The organism is Roseibium sp. (assembly GCF_039982295.1).
In the GTDB taxonomy this organism is placed as follows: domain Bacteria; phylum Pseudomonadota; class Alphaproteobacteria; order Rhizobiales; family Stappiaceae; genus Roseibium.
The window spans coordinates 33,863-50,543 of sequence record NZ_JBDWYP010000069.1 but is presented as its reverse complement, the minus strand read 5'-3'; the positions used below and the strand labels follow the sequence as shown (position 1 = coordinate 50,543).

General features: G+C 58.6%; 13 protein-coding genes. 10 read left to right on the top strand and 3 right to left on the bottom strand.

Annotated features, from left to right (window positions below; genetic code table 11):
* A complete protein-coding gene (locus ABJZ52_RS15115) occupies positions 1 to 750 on the bottom strand; it encodes an SDR family oxidoreductase (protein ID WP_348187710.1) in 750 nt (249 codons plus the stop codon).
* A gap of 370 nt (positions 751 to 1,120) precedes the next feature.
* Here ABJZ52_RS15115 and ABJZ52_RS15110 point away from each other — a divergent pair, with 370 nt between their 5' ends.
* The 9 genes from ABJZ52_RS15110 to ABJZ52_RS15070 all read left to right on the top strand — a co-directional run bounded on the left by ABJZ52_RS15110 (position 1,121) and on the right by ABJZ52_RS15070 (position 10,582).
* Positions 1,121 to 2,395 (top strand): MHYT domain-containing protein, encoded by a 1,275-nt coding sequence (locus ABJZ52_RS15110; protein WP_348187707.1) that lies wholly within the window; start codon positions 1,121 to 1,123, stop codon positions 2,393 to 2,395.
* A gap of 489 nt (positions 2,396 to 2,884) precedes the next feature.
* Entirely contained in the window at positions 2,885 to 3,751 is an 867-nt protein-coding gene (locus ABJZ52_RS15105) for a xanthine dehydrogenase family protein subunit M (RefSeq protein WP_348187705.1), read from the top strand.
* Between the two features lie 23 nt (positions 3,752 to 3,774).
* Positions 3,775 to 4,275, top strand: a complete 501-nt coding sequence (locus ABJZ52_RS15100) for a (2Fe-2S)-binding protein (protein ID WP_162858371.1) — start codon at positions 3,775 to 3,777, stop codon at positions 4,273 to 4,275.
* Complete coding sequence (locus tag ABJZ52_RS15095; RefSeq protein WP_348187703.1) at positions 4,272 to 6,692, top strand: aerobic carbon-monoxide dehydrogenase large subunit; 2,421 nt, start codon at positions 4,272 to 4,274, stop codon at positions 6,690 to 6,692. The genes ABJZ52_RS15100 and ABJZ52_RS15095 overlap by 4 nt, the downstream gene beginning before the upstream one ends.
* An 82-nt stretch (positions 6,693 to 6,774) precedes the next feature.
* Entirely contained in the window at positions 6,775 to 7,659 is an 885-nt protein-coding gene (locus ABJZ52_RS15090) for a MoxR family ATPase (RefSeq protein ID WP_348187700.1), read from the top strand.
* Between the two features lies 1 nt (position 7,660).
* A complete protein-coding gene (locus tag ABJZ52_RS15085) occupies positions 7,661 to 8,863 on the top strand; it encodes a VWA domain-containing protein (protein WP_348187698.1) in 1,203 nt (400 codons plus the stop codon).
* 10 nt (positions 8,864 to 8,873) lie between these two features.
* Positions 8,874 to 9,743, top strand: a complete 870-nt coding sequence (locus ABJZ52_RS15080; RefSeq protein WP_348187696.1) for an XdhC/CoxI family protein — start codon at positions 8,874 to 8,876, stop codon at positions 9,741 to 9,743.
* A gap of 27 nt (positions 9,744 to 9,770) precedes the next feature.
* On the top strand, positions 9,771 to 10,316 hold the full coding sequence (locus ABJZ52_RS15075; protein WP_348187695.1) for a carbon monoxide dehydrogenase subunit G: 546 nt from the start codon (positions 9,771 to 9,773) through the stop codon (positions 10,314 to 10,316).
* A 59-nt stretch (positions 10,317 to 10,375) separates the two neighbouring features.
* Complete coding sequence (locus tag ABJZ52_RS15070) at positions 10,376 to 10,582, top strand: hypothetical protein (RefSeq protein WP_348187692.1); 207 nt, start codon at positions 10,376 to 10,378, stop codon at positions 10,580 to 10,582.
* 29 nt (positions 10,583 to 10,611) lie between these two features.
* On the opposite strand, the gene ABJZ52_RS15065 is transcribed toward ABJZ52_RS15070, so the two are convergent.
* Both ABJZ52_RS15065 and ABJZ52_RS15060 read right to left on the bottom strand, forming a co-directional pair.
* Positions 10,612 to 13,143, bottom strand: a complete 2,532-nt coding sequence (locus tag ABJZ52_RS15065) for a cation:proton antiporter (protein WP_348187690.1) — start codon at positions 13,141 to 13,143, stop codon at positions 10,612 to 10,614.
* A gap of 86 nt (positions 13,144 to 13,229) precedes the next feature.
* The gene (locus ABJZ52_RS15060; RefSeq protein ID WP_348187688.1) at positions 13,230 to 14,147 is read right to left on the bottom strand and encodes a DMT family transporter; all 918 of its coding nucleotides are present in this window, start codon (positions 14,145 to 14,147) and stop codon (positions 13,230 to 13,232) included.
* A gap of 347 nt (positions 14,148 to 14,494) precedes the next feature.
* On the opposite strand from ABJZ52_RS15060, the gene ABJZ52_RS15055 reads away from it, so the two are divergent.
* Positions 14,495 to 16,657 carry a malate synthase G gene (locus ABJZ52_RS15055; RefSeq protein WP_348187686.1) on the top strand — a complete coding sequence of 721 codons (2,163 nt, stop codon included), beginning with the start codon at positions 14,495 to 14,497 and terminating at the stop codon, positions 16,655 to 16,657.
* Positions 16,658 to 16,681 lie beyond the last annotated feature (24 nt).

The following is a 16,681-nucleotide window of genomic DNA, read 5'->3' as shown; positions in this document are numbered from 1 at the left end:
TCAGCCGCGTCCAATGAGCGGCATTTTCGTCGCCATGATGGTCATGAACTGCACATTGGCCGACAGAGGGAGATCCGCCATATGGAGCACCGCGTCGGCGATATGGGACACATCCATGACCGGTTCGGGCATGACGCTGCCATTCGCCTGTGGCAGGCCTTGCGAGAAGTTGGCGGTCATCTCAGACGCTGCATTGCCAATATCTATCTGGCCGCATGCAATGTCGAACGGCCGTCCGTCCAGGGATAGGCTCTTGGTCAGTCCGGTGATGGCATGTTTCGTTGCAGTGTAGGGAGCCGAGCCGGGTCGCGGTACATGCGCGGAGATCGAACCGTTGTTGATGATGCGTCCGCCCTGCGGGGACTGGTGACGCATGATCTCGAAGGCCCCGCGTGCGATGAGAAATGCGCCATGCAGATTAACGTCCAGCACGGTCCGCCATTCCGCCACCGTGATCTCGTCGATGGTCTTCGCTGCGACATTGTTTCCCGCGTTGTTGAAGCAGACGTCCAGTCGGCCGAATCGATCCTTGATCGCCTTGAAGAGGTCCCCGATTTGCTCGTCGTTCGCAACGTCGCAGGGCACGCAGAACGCATCGCCCCCGCATTCATCGGCAGCTGCCTGAAGACGCTCCAGGCGCCGCCCGGTGAGGATGACGCTCGCCCCAGCTTTCAGAAACGCCTTGGCTGTTTGCCGTCCGATTCCCGAGCTTGCACCGGTGACGAGAACGGTTTTTCCTGCAAGAGCCATCGCAATTTCCTCCAGATGGATGGTTGAGAGACAAGAGATACCTTGTCAAAAGCCGGAGGGACAAGGGCGGCAAAGGGACTGCAACTTTGTCCTTGAAATCAGCCAACAGCTTTTACGCGAAGTTTCGGTTGTGAGGTCCTGCCAATTTCTTTTCCCGCGCGGAGATTTTCGCCGTTTTCTACGAGTATCACTTGAAATGCCCCTTTGTTTTTCAGGCGAAATTTAATTTTGAACAGCGTGATGAAACACTGTTATTCTTTGATCTGAAAATTTGTTTAGGTCTCATTGCTTGGTGGCGCGACTGCAATAGTCTAAACTTCGATTTGGTTGGCAAGACGCTTGAACGACCACATGAGGGAGGAGAGCCTGCATGTCCGTTTCGCACGAGCCTTGGCTCGTAGCATTGTCCCTAGTGGTGGCTTTTCAAGGAAGTTTTGTTGGCTTGAGCCTTTCTGTTCAGGTGACAGATGCGGTTGATCCGCGCCGACGTTTGCTGCTTGCCGGCGCTGCGTTGACATTGGCCCTGGCGATTTGGTCGATGCATTTCGTCGGCATGCTCGCCGCCCAACTGCCCGTGGCCGTCGATTTTCTTGTGTTGCCGACACTGCTTTCCTTTCTGGTGTGTGTTCTTGTTGTTGGTTTAGCCGTGTTCGCAGCCAGTCATGGCTCTCTCACGGCTATTCGTCTCGGCCTGTCGGCTCTGGTGATGGGAGCGGGCATTTGCATCATGCATTATCTGGGCATGTATGCCCTGCATGCGTCTTCGAACATGAGCCACGATCCGGTCTATATCGTCGCGAGTTTTCTCGTTGCCTTTAACGCCGCCGGCCTGGCGCTCTGGCTCTCCTTCGGCGTTGGTCGGCAGCCACCGATGGTTGTTTCTGCTCTCGTGCTGGCTCTTGCGATTTCGGCGATGCATTATACGGCCATGGCGGGCATGACGCTCACCCCGCACGATGCGGCTGTTGGCTTCAAGTCACCATCGGTTTCGCCCGGCACGTTGGCGATTGTGGTGGCTTGTGTCGCCTTCTTGGTCTCCGGTCTCTTCCTTCTTGCCTTGGTGCCTGCACGTCAGGACGCTGTGTCCGCGTCGCACAACAGAGCCGAAGATTTTGAAGAAACGGCGCAGAACCTTGCTGCAAATGATGTTGATGCGGAGATGCCGGGTGCTACCTCCGACGAGGCGCGCGCGACGCCGGTAGACGTTGATGCAAAACGGCCGCCAGCCGGTTTGCAGGCCGTGTCCGGTCAACGAGGGAACTCCGGTTTCAAAAGGACGCTGCCGGTCGAACGTGATGGTGTGAAATGCCACGTTGGTATTCAGGACGTTGTCTCTGTGCAGGCCGATGCTCACTACACCCGGTTGTTCGATGGAACGCGAACGCTCTTCTGTCCGCTGGCGATCAGTGAAGTTGAGCGGCTTCTGGATCCAAAACTGTTCAGCCGGGTTCATCGCAGCCATATCGTCAACCTTACGCGCGTGGATGGTTACAAGCGCGCAGGCGACAGTGGCGTGCTGACCTTGCGGGGTGAAGAGCCGCACCAGGTTCCCGTCAGCCGTTCCCGTTGGAGCCGGGTAAAGGCCCGTCTCGCCGATCGCGGTGAGCGGGACGATGAGCTTCAGTCAACGGCGGCTGCGCAGTAGCAGATCAGCGTCAGGATTCGTGACTTCATTCCTATCAATGCGCGTATAAGGTGCATGTGCGCTGCATCAGAAATGCCCAAGTGCGGCATTTCGTGCAGGTGAGCTCAAAGCTGCCGGTGCCAGGGGCTCTATCGTTTCCAAATTTTGACGTGGCATTTTAAGTGCCTGAAATATATGTGATTAAAATCAGTGGTGCTTTTAGTTGAGGGCATGAAATGCGTCAATATAGCTGACGCATTTCGTGCGCAAACCGCGCAATCCATGCGTTTTTCACTCCGTCTGTGCAGGCATCGTTGTTTTTGCGGTGCACTGCTTTGCACCCTGTGGTCGGTTGTCGCATTTAGGTCAGTTCGTGCTGTAACGCCTCTGGTTCAATCCGCATACGCGAGCGGATCCGCAGGCCAGCGAACTGGGATCGCGGTGACCGCCTTGGAGAGGTTCAGCTGATCGTCATTGCCTGGCGGTTTGGCGTATGAGGGAGGGAAGCACGTGATCCCCGGAGAGTTTATCTATCACAGGCCGTCGTCTGTTGCGGAAGCCGTTGCGCTTCTCGCCAGCCACGGCGATGAAGCTCGGCCCCTGGCTGGCGGACACAGTCTGATCCCCATGATGAAGCTGCGGATGGCAGCGCCTGAACATCTCATTGATTTGAGCGGCGTTGCGGATCTAAAGGGTATTCAGGAAGTCGGCGACACGATCGTTATCGGCGCCATGACCACCCAGCACGAATTGGTCAACTCGGATCTGCTGATCGCCAAGCTGCCGATCATTCGCGAAACGTCCCTGATGATCGCAGACCCTCAAATCAGGTACATGGGCACAATTGGCGGCAATGTTGCCAACGGCGATCCGGGCAACGACATGCCCGGCCTCATGCAATGTCTGAACGCGGTCTACGTACTCGCTGGTCCGGATGGTGAGCGGGAAGTCGCAGCTCGTGACTTCTACGAGGCGGCCTACTTCACGGCACTTGCTCCTGAAGAGCTGGTGACGGCAGTCAAAATTCCGACCCCGCCAGCAGGGCATGGCTTTGCCTATGAAAAACTGAAACGCAAGGTTGGCGACTATGCCACCGCTGCAGCCGCCGTTTTGGTCACCATGTCCGGCGACACGGTTTCAAGCTGTTCGGTCGCGCTGACGAATGTGGCTGACACACCGCTTTATGCCGCTGAGGCGAGTGAGATCCTCAACGGGTCGGCACTCGATGCAGATACGGTCAAGCGCGCTGTCGCAGCAGCCGAAGCCATCACCATGCCGGCCGCCGATGGCCGTGGACCTGCCGAGTATCGCACGAAAATGGCTGGCGTCATGCTGGAGCGAGCTCTGGCTCGTGCCGCAGAACGCGCTAAAGGCTGAGGGAGAGAGACACCATGAGCGAGATTGAACAGATCCCGGTGACGATGACCGTCAACGGCAAGAAGGTGCAGCGCTTCGTTGAGCCACGTACGCTTCTGATCCATTTTTTGCGCGAGGACCTGAACCTGACCGGCCCGCACATCGGCTGCGAGACGTCCCATTGCGGCGCCTGCACCGTTGATATGAACGGCATGTCGGTCAAGTCCTGCACGCTCTTTGCCGCCCAGGCGAACAACGCGGAGCTGACCACGATCGAGGGTATGGCAAACGCGGACGGCACATTGTCTGCGCTCCAGGAAGGCTTTCGCCAGATGCATGGGCTGCAGTGCGGCTTTTGTACGCCTGGCATGATCACCCGTGCGCATACTTTGCTTCAGGAAAATCCGGATCCGACCGAAGAGGAAATTCGCTTTGGCATTGCGGGCAACCTGTGTCGTTGCACCGGTTATCAGAACATCGTGAAGGCCATCCAATACGCCGCAGCGAAGCTGAACGGCCGTGACTATCAGGAGGCTGCAGAATGAATGACATGACCCCGTCACGGGAACAGCGCGAAGCCGCCCTCGAAGGCATGGGCTGCAAGCGCAAGCGCGTTGAAGACATTCGTTTCACCCAGGGTAAGGGCAAGTATGTCGACGACATCAAGATGCCCGGCATGCTGCATGGCGATTTCGTCCGCTCTCCCTACGCCCACGCCAAGGTCACGAAGATCGATGCGACCGAGGCCCTGAAAATACCTGGCGTGATCGCGGTGCTGACTGCGGAAGACCTGAAGGGTGTGAACCTGGCCTGGATGCCGACATTGGCCGGTGACGTTCAGATGGTTCTGGCCGACGGCAAGGTGCTGTACCAGAACCAGGAAGTCGCCTTCGTCGTCGCCGAAGACCGCTATATCGCCGACGACGCGATCCAGCTGGTCGAGGTCGAGTACGAGGAACTGCCTGTCCTGATCGATCCGTTCAAGTCGATGGACCCCGATGCGCCGGTGCTGCGGCCGGATCTGGAAGGCAAGATGGAAGGTGCGCACGGACCGCGTAAGCATCACAACCACATCTTCAATTGGTCGGTTGGTGATGAAGACGCAACGGACAAGGCCTTTGCCGAGGCCGAGGTCACGGTCAAGGAGATGATCTCCTATCACCGGACACACCCATCTCCGCTGGAGACCTGCCAGTGCCTTGCGGCCATGGACAAGGTGAAAGGTGAGCTGACCCTTTACGGTACCTTCCAGGCGCCTCATGTCATTCGCACGGTCGCCTCTCTGCTTTCGACCATCCCCGAGCACAAGATCCATGTGATTGCGCCCGATGTCGGCGGCGGCTTCGGCAACAAGGTGGGTGCCTATCCGGGGTACATCTGCTCGATCGTCGCTTCTATTGTGACCGGCCAGCCTGTGAAGTGGGTTGAGGACCGCATGGAGAACCTCTCCACCACGTCCTTTGCACGTGACTATCACATGACCACCGAGATCGCGGCCAAGAAGGACGGCACTGTGACCGGCCTCAAGGTTCACGTTCTGGGTGACCATGGTGGCTTCGACGCCTGCGCCGATCCGAGCAAGTGGCCTGCAGGCTTCTTCAACATCGTTACGGGGTCTTATGACTTCCCGGTCGCGCATCTTTCCGTCGATGGTGTTTACACCAACAAGGCGCCGGGCGGTGTGGCCTATCGCTGCTCCTTCCGCGTGACCGAGGCAGCATACTGCATCGAGCGCGGTATGGATGTTCTGGCGCAAAAGCTTGGGATGGATCCTGCCGACCTTCGTCTGAAGAACTTTATCAAGCCGGAGCAGTTTCCCTACAACTCGGCCCTCGGCTGGGAGTATGACAGCGGCGATTATCATACCGCCATGCACAAGGCCATGGATGCCATCGACTACCGCGGGCTTCGCGAGGAACAAAAGGCCAAGCAGGAAGCATTCAAGCGCGGCGAAACCCGGGAAATCATGGGTATCGGCGTCTGCTTCTTCACCGAAATCGTCGGTGCTGGCCCTTCCAAGAACTGCGATATTCTTGGCGTGGCCATGTTCGACAGTGCGGAGATCCGCATTCATCCCACCGGGTCCGTGATTTCTCGCATGGGCAGCAAGTCCCAGGGCCAGGGTCACGAAACCACCTGGGCTCAGATCATTGCAACCGAGATCGGTATTCCGGCAGCGGACATCATGGTCGAGGAAGGTGATACGGACACTGCACCATATGGGCTTGGGACCTACGGCTCGCGTTCGACACCGGTTGCAGGCGCGGCCATAGCCCTTGCCGCCCGCAAGATCCGTGCGAAAGCGCAGATGATCGCAGCGCATATGCTTGAAGTCTCGGAGTTCGATCTCGAATGGGACATCGACGGGTTTCAGGTGAAAGGCAATCCGGAAGCACGCAAGTCGATGAAGGAGATCGCCTGGGCGGCCTATAACGCACCGCCCCCCGGCATGGAACCGGGCCTTGAGGCGGTGTCCTATTACGACCCGCCCAACATGACCTATCCCTTCGGCGCTTATTTCTGTGTCATGGATATTGATGTCGACACTGGCGTTGCCACAACCCGTCGCTTCTATGCTTTGGATGATTGCGGAACACGCATCAATCCGATGATCATTGAAGGGCAGGTCCACGGCGGCCTGACTGAAGCCTTCGCCATCGCGATGGGTCAGGAAATCAGCTACGACGAGATGGGCAATGTCATGGGAGCGTCCTTTATGGACTTCTTCCTGCCAACTGCGGTGGAAACCCCGCATTGGGAGACAGACCACACGGTGACACCAAGCCCGCATCACCCCATTGGTGCAAAGGGCGTTGGCGAAAGCCCCAATGTGGGAGGTGTCCCGGCCTTCTCCAACGCGGTCAACGATGCGTTTGGCTTCCTTGGCTCGATCCACATACAGATGCCGCATGATGCGTGGCGTGTCTGGCAGGTCGCCAAGAACCTGGGCGCACACGGCTGAGTTTGAAGTCACCGGTCGCGGGTTTGACCCGCGGCCGGTTGCTCCGCCCCGATGATCACTCTGTGACGATGAAGTCAGTCCCATGACAACAACCAAGCAGCAACTGGCGACGGCACTGGCCGAAACCGGCTACGTGGCAGATGAAGGTCTCGCGACAGCGCTGGTCCTGACTGAAATGCTGAAGCGGCCATTGCTTCTTGAGGGCGAGGCTGGCGTCGGCAAGACCGAAGTTGCCAAGGCCTTGGCTAAGCTCGAAAACACCGATCTGATCCGCTTGCAGTGCTATGAAGGCCTGGATCGTTCGGATGCGATCTACGAATGGAATTATCAACGCCAGCTCCTTGCGATCAAGGCCCATGAAGGCTCCGGCGAAACCGCCAATGCGATCGAGGAGGCGGTGTTTTCTGAAAAATACCTGCTGGAGCGGCCCTTGTTGGCGGCCATCCGGCAGGACAAGGCCCCGGTTCTGTTGATCGACGAGATTGACCGCGCTGATGAGGAGTTTGAAGCCTTCCTCCTCGAAATCCTGTCGGACTATCAGGTGTCTATCCCGGAGCTCGGGACGGTCGAGGCGAGGAGCATTCCCCGTGTCGTTCTAACCTCCAATGGCACGCGCGAGCTCTCCGATGCTTTGCGTCGCCGTTGTCTATATCACTATGTCGACTATCCGGCTCCTGATCGTGAGGCGCGGATCCTGCTCAGCCGTGTCGAGGGCCTCGATGCCAAGCTGGCGCTGCAAATCGCGGAACTGATGGGCAACCTGCGCAAGGAAGACCTTGCCAAGGTGCCCGGGGTTGCCGAGACCATAGATTGGGCATCGGCGCTGATTGGTCTTGGTGGTCGCAACAATTTGCACGATCAGCGTGAGCTCGTCTTTGAAACGCTGGCTTGCGTGCTGAAGACTAGAGAAGACCAGGCACGTGTCACCAAGGATGTGACCGACCGGCTCCTGGGCAAGGTGGCCTGACATGGCCGCCCTTGTCCTTGAAACCCGCGATGACATCGGCGCCGCATTGCGCATGCGGCTTGCAGGCTTCGTGCGTTCGCTGCGTGACAGCGGGTTCAAGGTCGGCTTGGCAGAAACAAATGATGCGCTTGCGTTGCTCAGATCTCACCTGTCTTCTCGGCCGCACGAGCTGAAGGGTGCCTTCCGGGCACTGTTCTGCGGGCGCCGTTCGGACTGGCAGGCCTTTGACGAGATCTTCGACGCCTACTGGTTTGCCAAGGGCCTCAAGGGGGCGATCAAGAGCGTCGGCGATAGTCCCAAGAAGGGCGTAAAGACGATCCGCGAGTTGACTGATGCGAGCGTTCAAACCACCGACGGTCCCGCTGGGGATGTCGAGCGGACGGCCGGCGAGGAGGAAGACGAAGACAGCGAGGCCGAGACCGATGCGAAGCGCGAGGGCGCAAGCATTGCGGACAATCTTGGTCAGACCGACTTCCGAAAGATCCACGACCCAGAGGCCATGGAACGGGCACATCAGCTCGCCGAACGTCTCGCACACTCCATGCGGGTTCGGCTGACCCGTCGTGATCGGCAAAAACGTAAGGGCCCACGCCTTGATTTGCGCCGGACCATTCGTCATTCGATCTCGCACGGCGGCACACCAATCGAATTGATCCGAAAGGGCCCACGGGAGCGTCAGTTGCGTCTGGTCGTGCTTCTTGATGCCTCCGGGTCGATGAACAATTACACCGGTGTCTTCACTCGGTTTGTTCACGGTATTCTAGACAATTTCCGCGAGGCAGAAGCGTTTCTGTTCCACACGCGTCTCGTGCATGTCTCGTCGGCGTTGAGCGAACGCGATGCGGCAAGAGCGCTCGATCGTATGGGGCTGATGGCGCAGGGCGTCGGCGGAGGCACCAAGATCGGCGAGGCCATCGCCGAGTTCAATCGCTGGCATGCGGCAAGGGTTATTCATTCTCGTACGTGCGTCATGATCCTGTCCGATGGCTATGACACCGGCGATCCGCAGCAGCTTGGTGCTGAAATGGCCGCACTGCGACGGAGGTGCAAGCGCATCGTCTGGCTCAATCCCTTGATCGGATGGCAGGGATACGAGCCGACGGCAGGGGGCATGTCCGCTGCTCTTCCCCACGTTGATCTGTTTGCACCGGCACACAATCTGGACAGCCTGGCCGCTCTCGAACCCTATCTCGCGAAGCTGTGAGGACAATCCGATGACACCTTCCCAAAGCCTCGATTTGCCTCAACGAGAGAACGAGGATCTGCATGATCTCATGAGCCGACTGCGGCGCGCCGGCGAGCCATTCAGCCTCGCGACAGTCGTTCGGACGATTTCCGTCACCGCCGCCAAGGCCGGTGCGAAAGCGGTGATCCGTGCCGATGGCTCGATCGCAGGCGGTTGGATCGGCGGCGGCTGTGCCCGTGGGGCTGTGCTCAAGGCATCACGCGAAGCTCTGGCAGACGGCGAAACGCGTCTGGTTTCCATTCAGCCGGAGGAGCTTCTCAAGGATCGCGGTGTTGCCGCCGGGGAGGAAAAGGACGGCATCCGTTTCGCCAGCAACATGTGTCCGAGCCAGGGAACCATGGATATTTTCGTCGAGCCGGTTCTGCCGCGTCCGTCTCTCGTGATCCTTGGAGCCAGCCCGGTCGCGATTGCCCTTGCCGATCTCGGACCGCGCGTCGGTTTCGATCTCACCGTTTGTGCACCGTCCGAGGATCAGGGCGCTTTTGCCGCCGCCAATGAACGCATTGAAGGCTATGCTCTTCCTGTTGAGACAACCGCGTGTCGCTATCTCGTCGTGGCGACACAGGGGCGCGGCGATCAGGCGGCGCTCAAGGCCGCTGTTTCTGTCGGGGCCGAGCACGTGGCTTTTGTCGGAAGTCACAGGAAGGCTGAAAGTTTAAGGGCCAAGTTGCTGGCCGAGGGCGTCGATCCGGCAGCGCTTGACCGGGTAAAGGCTCCCGCCGGGCTTGACCTTGGTGCGATTACACCTGAGGAGATCGCTCTCTCCATCCTCGCCGAAATTCTTCGCATCCGCCGCAAAGACCAGCGCGGCAATGTGAATGAAACCGCTTACGCCTGACGTTCAAGAAAACTGGAGAAATTTCTCATGAAAATGGAAGACAGCCAACGCATCGAGGCTCCGCGCGAGACCGTTTGGGCGGCACTCAACGATGCGGATGTCTTGAAGGCCTGCATCCCTGGCTGTGAGGAGCTGGTAAAGCACTCCGATACGGAAATGGAAGCCAAGGTTCTGCTGAAGGTCGGCCCGGTCAAGGCCAAGTTCGGCGGCAAGGTCACCCTGGAGGATCTTAATCCGCCAGAGAGCTATCGCATCGTCGGGGAAGGCTCCGGCGGTGTTGCCGGCTTTGCGAAGGGAGGAGCGGTTGTCCGTCTGGAAGAAGATGGTCCGGACGCGACCATTCTTCACTATGATGTCGATGCGCAAATCGGCGGCAAGCTTGCACAGCTCGGTTCCCGGCTTATCGACTCGACCGCAAAGCGTCTCGCCGGGGAGTTCTTCAAGACGTTTGGCGAAACCGTTGCGCCAAATAAGTCTGGAGACGGAGCTGACGAAAAACAGGCCGAGGACAAAAAAGGTTGGTTGTCGGGCATGTTCGGCAAGAAGGACAACACGGCGGAAGAAGACGCCTGACGATCATTTGATCAGGCGCCATGCGCCTGATCTCTTGTCACTGAGTGGAGGGGAATACAATGAGCGCATACGCACAGGCAGCGCTGTCACAGGAACTTGAGGCCGATAATATCCTGGAAGAAATCCGTCAGGATCCCTGGTTGCTTGGCGCACTTGCGACGGGCACGCTTCTTTCTGTCGGTTTTTTCACGCTGCACGCATGTTGCTTCGGCGCTGAGGCGGCCATGCTCAAGTCTCTGTCCGTCATCTGCACCACGGCAGGGTAGGTCTCAGCGGAACAGGACACGTTGGGTTTCTAGGTCGCCGTCGTGTCTGCACCTTCGCCGGCGTCGGCTTCCAGGCCGTTACCAGCATTGATGCTTTGACGCCGTGACGAGAGACTGTCCATATGAGCCTTGATGTCGGGCGCTTGGTCCATGAGCGTCCGGTAGTCCGCAGCCGAAAGCGTCAGCAGCTGGCAATAGCCAAGCGCCTTTACATCCGCGCTTCGCGGCCTGCCCGTAATCAGGGCGATTTCCCCGAACATCTCGCCGCGCCCAAGCCTGAAAGAGCTGTTCGCGGTCCGCACTTCGACAGCACCGGAAGAGATAAAGAAGGCCGTGTCGCCCTTGTCGCCCATCTGGATCAGCTTCTCTCCGGGAATGGCGAATCTGGGCCGCATCAATTTGGCGATAGCTCGCCTCCGGGCGTCGCTCAAGCTCGAGAACAGCACATGTTGCGCAAGAAGGTCTTCGGTCCTCATGCCAAGATCGAGCTTGGGTCGCTGATGGGTCTTCAATCGGGCGTTTGAAAGTTCCCCTGTCAAATCATTGTAAAGTTCGGCTCCGATCAGCGCTTGCGAATGCGCATCGGCGTAGGCCGTCTCCTCCAGCCGCAGGCCGGTGTTGCGGAGGAAAAGCACTTCCTGCGCATCGGCATAGTCCGGATACTGCAATCGAAGGGCCTCAACGGCGCGCAGGATCTCTTCGCGCCGGGCACAGAGCGTGTCATTGAGAATGCCGCCGACGCGATCTCCGACCAGAGGCCGGATCCGCCGCTGGTTGAACGCAATAAGCTCCCCCGCGACGATCCGGCTGACCAGCAGGAATTCGAACCGGTCCGATATCTGGTTCGATAGAAACCACTGGATTTTCAGCCTGCGATGCAGCCACTGAGCGAAGCGCAAGCGAAGACCGAATTGCAGCGGCGCACGGGTCGCCCGATTGTAGCCGGCACGACCTTCGGTTCTAGTGAGGTCGCCAATCCGTCCGGCCGCCGCCAGATGTTTGGAGACGGCGCGATTGGAAATCGTTTTCTCGTGAAAGTGCTTGAGCACCAGCTCGCGTTCCCGGTCGGCCAGCGCAACGAGGCCCAGGATGACGCGCTCCTTGTCCTTGAGGTCCTTCAGCGATACCGAGGATTCCGACGCGTTCTTGGTGCGCTCTTCATAGATGCTTGTCACCCGCTCGGACAGTTCGGGCGCAATATGATAGTCTTCGGCAGCTTCGGTGATACCCTGTCGGACGTCCGAAAGGGCCAGGACGAGGAACTGGTTTCTGAGAGCTTCATCACGCGGCGACAGCCGGTTCAGCTTCAGCAGCTTGATCAAAGGCTTCAGGCTGGAGCCATAGACAAGGAGCGTGAACAGCACGAAGCCCGTGGCCAGTTTGGTGACGAAGGACGAGATCTCGTCGCTCAGGGCAGCATGTTCCGAAACGCTCAAAGCGAGCGTCAGCGTGACGGCGCCGCGCATGCCACCCCAAAGCATCACCGTCTTGAACTTCACGTTGACACGTTCGCCGACCTTGAGGACTGAAAGGATCGGCAAGAGGCCAAAGATCACGACCGCACGGGCTGCAAGGGCGGCAACCACGAGGATGAGCAGGAGAAGAATATCAAGCTCCGTGAAGCCGGCGACCAGCTGCGGGATCATGATCGATGCCAGCACGAAGATCAGTGACGAGGCCCAGAATGCGATTTGCTCCCAAACATCTTGAAGGAAGGTCCAGCTCCTGGGCGCAATACGGGAGGGACCATAGAGGTTGAACACGATGCCGGCGGCGACAACGGCAACCACGGCCGAAACATCAGCGAATTGGTCCGATATGACATAAATGAGATAGGGCAGGGCGAGGCTGAGCGTCACTTGCGCCAGTGGCAGATCGCGCATGATCGGCAGAGCCATGACGCAGGCGCGGGCCATCAATGTGCCGACGATCACCCCGCCGATGAAGGATCTCAAAAAGGCGATTGCCGCCTCGCCGGCATCAGGCGACTGGGTGCCGGTCAGGATGCCGAGCAGGATGACAAAGAGCACGATCGCGGCCGCATCGTTCAGAAGGCTTTCACCCTCGACGATACGTCCAAGACGGGGAGGCGCGCCGATGTCCCGGAAAATGCCGACCACCGCGACCGGGTCCGTGGTCGCGACGATCGAGCCAAGCAAAAGGCAAGTTACCAGCGAGAAACCTGCAAGCGGATAAAGCGCGAACCCGATGAAGAAGGTGGCGACAAAGACTGCCACGATCGCCATTACCAAAATCGGGCCGATGTCCTCAAAGATCCGCCGGACGTCGAGCGTCAAAGTGGTCTGAAACAGCAGGATCGGAAGGAAGATATAGAGGATCTTTTCTGAATCGATCGGTGGATCGACGAAGACGAGGGCAAGGTCGTTGAAGGCGTCAGTGCGCGGCGTGTAGAGAAGATAGGTCGCCGCGATACCGATCAGGGTGCCGACCATAGCCAGAAGCACGCTGGGAGAAAGCCCGAGCTTTCTGGCCAGTGGTTGCAAAAGGGAAATGGTGACAAGCAGGCCGGCAAAGGCCGCAACAATGATCGGTGTTTCCATATCCGCTAATTTGCCAAGCCCTTGCGGTAATGCCAAGGCCGCGGTGGGTCAATTGCGAGGCAAATGGCATTATGATTTGGAATTTATTACTTTTTTTCGCTCTTTCGCTCTGACAGCCAGATGCCGCCCAGCACCATGACAAGGGCAACTGCGTGATAGGCATGAAACGGCTCGCCCAGGATCAAAATGCCGAGGCCTGCTGCGAAGATCGGCACCAGATTGATAAAGACGCCAGCGCGTGCGGGCCCGATCAGCTCGACGCCGCGCATGAAAAAGATCTGGGCAAGGCTCGACGGGAAAAGCGAAATGTAGAGGACCACGAGCCAGCCCTGAAACGTCGGCCATTGAAGAGTGCCAATGGAATGCTCGTAGAACAGTCCGGGAATGGAGGTGAGTGCGGCCACGACGGATAGGACGGCAAAGAAAACCATGCCCGAGACCTGCGGGCGGTTTCGAAGCGAAAGCGTGTAGCCCGCATAGAACAGGCTGGCGATCAGCATGATGCCGTCGCCGGGATTGATCGACAGATGCAGCAGGACGTCCAGGTCTCCTTGAGCTGCGACCATTGCCACACCGGCAAGCGTGATCAGGATGCCGACGACCTGCAAGGGCCGCACCCGGACTCCGAAGGCCAGCACGGCGCCAATCAGGACAAGAACAGGCATTGAGCCCTGAATGATCCCGAGGTTCACGGCCGTCGTGCGATGGGCCGCGATGTAAAAGAGCGAGTTGAAGCCCGTAAAGCCGAAGATGGCCATCAGCGACAGACGGCCCAGATGAGCCTTTATGAGAGGCATTTCCGCCTTGAGCTTTGGCAGGGTCAGACTGATCATGACTACGCTGACGATGATCCAGCGCAGCGCCACGACCGCCAAGGGAGAGACATCGCCGATCGCAAGCCGACCGGCCACGGTGTTGCCGCCCCACATCAAGGTCGTGAGGATCAAAAGCAGCGTGGCATTGCCGAAAATATAGCCTCGAAAGAGCGTGGTGGCGAAGCTCATGGGATTACCGGAAATGGTTGGCGTGAATGTCGGAGCAGCTGGCGGCGGAATACGGCCGCCTGAACGGCTTCGCAGAAATAGCGAAGTGTTGCAAGCGCATTTGATAAGGGTTCCGAACTAAGTTGTTAGGAGAAAATAAAAATTATCTTTTCCAAAATAGAAAAGGTACTTGCAGTCCTCGCTGGATTGACGCAGCAGGCCGTTCCCGCGAAAAAGAAGATATCGATGGGTGGGATCGCGTGCTTGCGAGAACCACCCGTCTCGCTGACCAAAAAAAGATCGAATGATCGAAAAGCCAGAACACGATCGAATGATCGAAAAGACTGAGCGAACAAGGAGACAGGGATATGACGGCGCGCATTGACGCAGACGGCCTTCAGGTTGCACAGGAACTATATGACTTCGTCAATGACAAGGCGTTGCCGGGAACCGGCGTAGAGCAAGCCTCCTTTTGGTCGGCTCTTTCGGCAATCGTTCATGACCTCGCTCCCAAGAACCGTGCCCTGGTTGCCAGGCGCGACGACCTTCAGGCCAAGATCGATGCCTGGCACAAGGCCAATCCTGGGGTGCCGGACATGGCAGCCTACAAGGCATTCCTGACTGAAATCGGTTACCTTGTGCCAGAGGGCGAGGTGTTCTCGGTCACGACGGATAACGTCGATCCTGAAATTTCCACTGTTGCCGGGGCCCAGCTCGTCGTTCCGGTGATGAACGCCCGCTATGCGCTAAACGCCGCCAATGCCCGCTGGGGTTCTCTTTATGACGCGCTCTACGGTACGGACGCCATGGGTTCGAAGCCGCAGGCCGGTGGCTTCGATGCGGCCCGCGGCGCAGAAGTCATAGCCTATGCCCGCAAGGTTCTCGACGAGAGCGCTCCACTGGCCAGCGGTTCCTGGTCCGACATCACCGGTCTGTCAGTAGAGGGCGCCGCCCTGAAAGTTGCGACCTCTTCAGGAGCCGTGGCTCTGAAGGATGCGGCCCAATTTGTCGGTTATGTTGGGGAGGCAGACGCGCCGTCCAAGGTACTGCTATCGAAGAATGGGCTGCATCTGGAAATCGTCATCAAGGCAGAACATCCGATCGGCAAGACAGACAAGGCTCACATTGCCGACGTCATTCTGGAATCTGCCATGTCCACCATCATGGACTGCGAGGATTCAGTCGCGGCTGTCGACGCCGAAGACAAGGTTGTTGTTTACAGCAATTGGCTTGGCCTGCTGAAAGGCGATCTGGAAGAGACCTTCGAGAAGGGCGGCAAGAGCATCACCCGCCGCATGAACGGGGATGGTGTCTACACAGCCCCGGACGGCGGTGAGGTGGCCTTACATGGCCGCTCCCTGTTGCTGGTCCGAAACGTCGGTCACCTGATGACCATCGACGCCGTGCTGGACAAGGACGGCAACGAGGTGCCGGAAGGCATTCTGGACGGTATGATCACGTCGCTGATCGGCCTGCATGACATCGGCCCGAACGGCCGCCACACGAACTCCCGCGCCGGGTCTGTCTATATCGTCAAGCCGAAGATGCACGGCCCGGAAGAAGTCGCCTTCGCGGTTGAACTGTTTGACCGGATCGAGGATGCGCTGGGCATGGCCCGCAACACTCTCAAGATGGGCATCATGGATGAGGAGCGCCGCACGACGGTCAACCTCAAGGAATGCATCCGCGCCGCCAGGGATCGCGTGTTCTTCATCAACACAGGCTTCCTGGATCGCACTGGCGACGAGATGCACACCTCCATGGAAGCTGGTCCGATGATCCGAAAGGGTGACATGAAGGCCGCCACCTGGATCAGCGCCTACGAGAACAACAACGTTGACGTCGGTCTTGCCTGCGGCCTGCCGGGCCACGCCCAGATTGGTAAGGGCATGTGGGCCATGCCGGACCTGATGGAAGCGATGCTGGAGCAGAAGATCGGCCATCCGATGTCAGGCGCGAACACGGCTTGGGTGCCGTCACCGACCGCCGCCACGCTCCACGCCATGCACTACTACAAGGTCAATGTCGCGGAGCGTCAGGCCGAGCTGAAATCCCGCGAGGCTGCGAAGCTCGAGGACATCCTGTCCGTACCGGTCGCAACCCGCCCAAACTGGTCTGCGCAAGATATTCAGGCGGAGCTCGACAATAACGCTCAAGGCATCCTTGGGTATGTGGTGCGCTGGGTCGAGCAGGGTGTCGGCTGTTCCAAGGTGCCTGACATCAACAATGTCGGCCTGATGGAAGACCGCGCAACACTGCGCATCTCGTCGCAGCATATCGCCAATTGGCTGCGCCACGGCGTATGTACCGAAGATCAGGTCATGGAAACCATGAAGCGCATGGCCAAGCTTGTCGATGAGCAAAACGCGGGTGATCCGCTCTACAAGGCGATGTCAGCGGATTTTGACGGTTCCATTGGCTTCCAGGCCGCGTGCGACCTTGTCTTCAAGGGCACTGAACAGCCCAACGGTTACACCGAGCCGGTGCTGCATCGGCGCCGGATCGAGTTCAAGGCGAAGACCGCTGCCTGATCGGGCCTTCCGGTCTGAGCCGAT

Excerpts from the sequence above, each read along its gene's own strand:
- ABJZ52_RS15115 (WP_348187710.1), bottom strand. The coding sequence starts at position 750 with ATGGCTCTTGCAGGAAAAACCGTTCTCGTCACCGGTGCAAGCTCGGGA.
- ABJZ52_RS15110 (WP_348187707.1), top strand. The coding sequence starts at position 1,121 with ATGTCCGTTTCGCACGAGCCTTGGCTCGTAGCATTGTCCCTAGTGGTG.
- ABJZ52_RS15095 (WP_348187703.1), top strand. The coding sequence starts at position 4,272 with ATGAATGACATGACCCCGTCACGGGAACAGCGCGAAGCCGCCCTCGAA.
- ABJZ52_RS15090 (WP_348187700.1), top strand. The coding sequence starts at position 6,775 with ATGACAACAACCAAGCAGCAACTGGCGACGGCACTGGCCGAAACCGGC.
- ABJZ52_RS15085 (WP_348187698.1), top strand. The coding sequence starts at position 7,661 with ATGGCCGCCCTTGTCCTTGAAACCCGCGATGACATCGGCGCCGCATTG.
- ABJZ52_RS15080 (WP_348187696.1), top strand. The coding sequence starts at position 8,874 with ATGACACCTTCCCAAAGCCTCGATTTGCCTCAACGAGAGAACGAGGAT.
- ABJZ52_RS15075 (WP_348187695.1), top strand. The coding sequence starts at position 9,771 with ATGAAAATGGAAGACAGCCAACGCATCGAGGCTCCGCGCGAGACCGTT.
- ABJZ52_RS15070 (WP_348187692.1), top strand. The coding sequence starts at position 10,376 with ATGAGCGCATACGCACAGGCAGCGCTGTCACAGGAACTTGAGGCCGAT.
- ABJZ52_RS15065 (WP_348187690.1), bottom strand. The coding sequence starts at position 13,143 with ATGGAAACACCGATCATTGTTGCGGCCTTTGCCGGCCTGCTTGTCACC.
- ABJZ52_RS15060 (WP_348187688.1), bottom strand. The coding sequence starts at position 14,147 with ATGAGCTTCGCCACCACGCTCTTTCGAGGCTATATTTTCGGCAATGCC.
- ABJZ52_RS15055 (WP_348187686.1), top strand. The coding sequence starts at position 14,495 with ATGACGGCGCGCATTGACGCAGACGGCCTTCAGGTTGCACAGGAACTA.